3 protein-coding genes are annotated in these 3,160 nt (G+C 60.6%); all 3 read right to left on the minus strand.

The annotated features are described in order from the left end of the window. Window positions 1-17: 17 nt before the first annotated feature. Window positions 18-1,454, minus strand: coding sequence for a glutamine synthetase family protein (locus VJV58_RS18555; protein WP_324138826.1), 1,437 nt, complete (start codon window positions 1,452-1,454; stop codon window positions 18-20). A gap of 37 nt (window positions 1,455-1,491) precedes the next feature. Further along, window positions 1,492-2,847: an aromatic ring-hydroxylating dioxygenase subunit alpha gene (locus tag VJV58_RS18560; RefSeq protein ID WP_324138827.1), complete on the minus strand. Its 1,356-nt coding sequence runs from the start codon at window positions 2,845-2,847 to the stop codon at window positions 1,492-1,494. Between the two features lie 124 nt (window positions 2,848-2,971). Next, a complete protein-coding gene (locus VJV58_RS18565; protein WP_324138828.1) occupies window positions 2,972-3,130 on the minus strand; it encodes a hypothetical protein in 159 nt (52 codons plus the stop codon). Between the last annotated feature and the right edge of the window lie 30 nt (window positions 3,131-3,160).

Below are 3,160 nucleotides of genomic sequence, written 5' to 3' on the forward strand. Positions count from 1 at the left end.
GGTAGTCGGCGAATCCCCTAAAAAATTTCGAAATATTCGCGGTGCTCCCAGTCGGAGACCTCCGCCTGGAAGCGCTCGATCTCGGCGTTCTTGATGTGGACGTAATAGTCGACAAATCCGGCGCCGAGCGTGTCGCGAAAGAAGCGGTCGTCCTTCAGTGCCGCCACCGCCTCGGCAAGCGTCTTCGGCAATCGTTTCGCCTGTGTTTCATAAGGCGTGTCCGCTGATGGCCCCGGATCAAGCGCGCGATCGACGCCGTCTAATCCAGATAAGATTTGCGAGGCCATGTAAAGATAGGGATTAGCGGCCGGCTCGCCGATCCGATTTTCCAGTCGGGTGGAGGGATCATCGGGACCGCCCAGCACTCTCACCATCACGCCTCTGTTGTCATGCCCCCATATCGCGCGATCGGGCGCCAGCGAATAGGAACGGTAGCGCTTGTAGCCATTGATGGTAGGCGTGGTGAACACGGTCGAGGCGCCGGCGTGCTCCAGCAGTCCTGCCAGATATTGCCGTCCGAACGGGCTCAACAACTCACCTTGCTGTTTTGTCATGAACGCGTTGTCGCCGCTTGCGCGCGAGACCAGTGATTGGTGCAGGTGCCAGCCGGACGCGAACACGTTTGGTAATCGCGGTCGGCACATGAAGGTCGCGTGATAGCCGTGCCGATGGCAGATCTGCTTCACGGCGCTGCGGAACAGGATCATGGTGTCGGCAGGCTCGAGTCCCGCCATTGGCTTGAAGGTGAATTCGCACTGGCTCGGGCCGAATTCGACCTCGATCGACCGTAGCGGAAGTCCCAACGCCAGGATGTCGCGCCTGACGATCTCGAGCACCGGCTCCATCTGGTCGTAGCGCTGCTCGGTCAGATATTGATAACCCTGCGACAGCAGGCTGACCGACGGCGGTTGGCCGGGCTGCCCGGAATCCTCCGGCGACAGCCTGGCGTCTTCAAGCCTGAAGATGTGGCACTCGACTTCCAGCCCGGCCACGAATTCGTAGCCGCGCTTTTCCAGTTTCTCGAGTACGGATTTGTAGAGGTTGCGGGTCGCGAACGGCACCGGCCGTCCGTCCGCGAAATAGATGTCGCACAACAGCCAGCCGGTACCGGGGGCCCACGGCAGCACGCGAAAGCTGGTCGGGTCAGGCACCATCAGCACGTCAGCGGCGCCTTCCATCTCGCGCATGCCGAAGCCACCGCCGGACGTGAACACCGGAAACACCGTGCGGTGCGAGGTGTCCTTGGCGAGCATCGTCGTGGTGATGGTGCAGCCGCTTTCAAGCGATGCCAGCGCTTCGCTCGCAACCAGCGTCTTGCCCCTGAGAATTCCGTGCTGGTCGGGAAACGACAGCCTTATGACTTCGAGCTTCTGCTCTTCGACTGTCCTTTGCAGCTGCTTAGCCGCCGCTTGCTGCTCTTCGGACCATAGACCGTGGCGTTTGACAAAACTCAACGCGCGATCTCCGGACGACGAAACGCACGTGCTTTCACTAAATGGCCCTCAGGTGAGGAACCTTGTCCGCAATTTCCTCGGGCACCGGGGCCGCCCACGGCGCGCTGCGTCGGCGATTGACGTCGACTTCCATCCAGAATGTTTCCCAACCCCTTGTCGGCCCGATGCCGTCCATGGTCGCCGGACCCTGGATGCTGCGCGCATGCGCGGCATCGAGGAACATGAACGGCTTGGTCCCGGATGCGGCCTTCTCGATTTCTTGCCGTAGCAGCCGCCGGTACTGAACGATGGCCTTGTCGGCTTGACCGAGATGCTCGCGGGTGCGGTCCTGGATCGCGCCCATCGACTCCACCGCCCACTGATCGTGCACGTTGATGTCGCTGCCCATGCCAGTGAAGGTTTGCGTCGCCTGCTCGTGCGGATCGAAGCCATAATCGTTCGAACGGTTCTTGCGCGAGCGGTAGTCCGGCAGCTCATACAATTCCAGCCGCTGGTCGCGCATCTTGTTCTTGTCGACGGCCGTCGTGTAGCTGGTGAAGATCGCGTACCAGTAACAGTTCTCGTCATCGATCGGGACGTGCCACTGCGTGATGGTCATTTCCGTGCTCATCGGAATGACGAAGGCATTCGGGAACAGTTGGTTGGTCACGCGTACATGGGTGCGCTCTTTGTCGATCTCGCGCAGCGCGATCAACCGGAAGCCGTATTCGGTCTGTTCGACATTGATGATCGGACGGTCATATTCGCGCAGGATCTTGGTCATCGGCATATCGCTGCCGGCCGAGGCACCGCGAAACTGCCGGCCATAAGCGCCGGATGTATCCTCGTCCTCGAAAAAGCGATGCAGGAATGAGGCGTGCGAGGGGTCGATGCCGACCTCGAGCGCCTGCAGCCAATTGCAATTGATGTGCCCCTTGAAGGCAAAGGTGTGAGTCTCCGGCGCGACGAAGCAGTCGATTTCCGAAAATGCCGGCGGCTCGCCCTCGCCGAGATAGGCCCACAGGATGCCGCTCTTCTCCACCACGGGATAGGCCCGCTGCTTGATGCCCTTGCACAGCGATGAGTCCCTCGGCTCCGCCGGCGTTTCGAGGCATTGACCGGTGGCATCGAACAGCCAGCCGTGGAAGGCACAACGGAGGCCGCCGCTTTCCAGCCGGCCGAAGGCGAGGTCAGCGCCGCGATGCGCGCAGTGCCGCTCGATCAAGCCGTAATGGCCCTGCTCGTCACGAAACAATACGAGATCTTCGCCGAGCAATTTGACGGGCCTGACCGGGCGCGGTCCTTCCAACTCATCGACCAGCGCCGCCGGCTGCCAATACATCCGCATCAATTTCCCACACGCGTTCTTGGGGCCAGTGCGGGTAATCAGATCGTTCTGTTCCTGGCTCATCATGGCGGCAGTCCTTCCGGCGTGGCAGCGCGATCAGGGTGCACGAAATTTGCATCAAGCCGTGCCAGCAATGAAGTTACTAGCCTTGCGCTTCGAGGCAAGTGGAAACCCGTCAAGAATTCGGCACCTAGCAGAAGGCCAAAATGGTCGATGATTCCTGAGCGGCTTTCGCCGGCAACATGGCTTCGGTATTTAGCTTGAGAACATCCGGCCTCGGCAACAATTCGAGCAAAGCTTTTGTCAGTTTGCCGGCCGCCGGCGCGCTTTGGAGGAAGAGCAGTTTCATGCGCGACCATATCTAGCCGTGCGCGAACAT

Origin of the sequence: Bradyrhizobium sp., assembly GCF_035273305.1 — a bacterium.
Taxonomy (GTDB): Bacteria; Pseudomonadota; Alphaproteobacteria; order Rhizobiales; family Xanthobacteraceae; genus Bradyrhizobium.

What these genes read in the sequence shown, in the direction of transcription:
- VJV58_RS18560 (WP_324138827.1), bottom strand. Translation starts at nt 2,847, where the DNA reads ATGATGAGCCAGGAACAGAACGATCTGATTACCCGCACTGGCCCCAAG.
- VJV58_RS18565 (WP_324138828.1), bottom strand. Translation starts at nt 3,130, where the DNA reads ATGAAACTGCTCTTCCTCCAAAGCGCGCCGGCGGCCGGCAAACTGACA.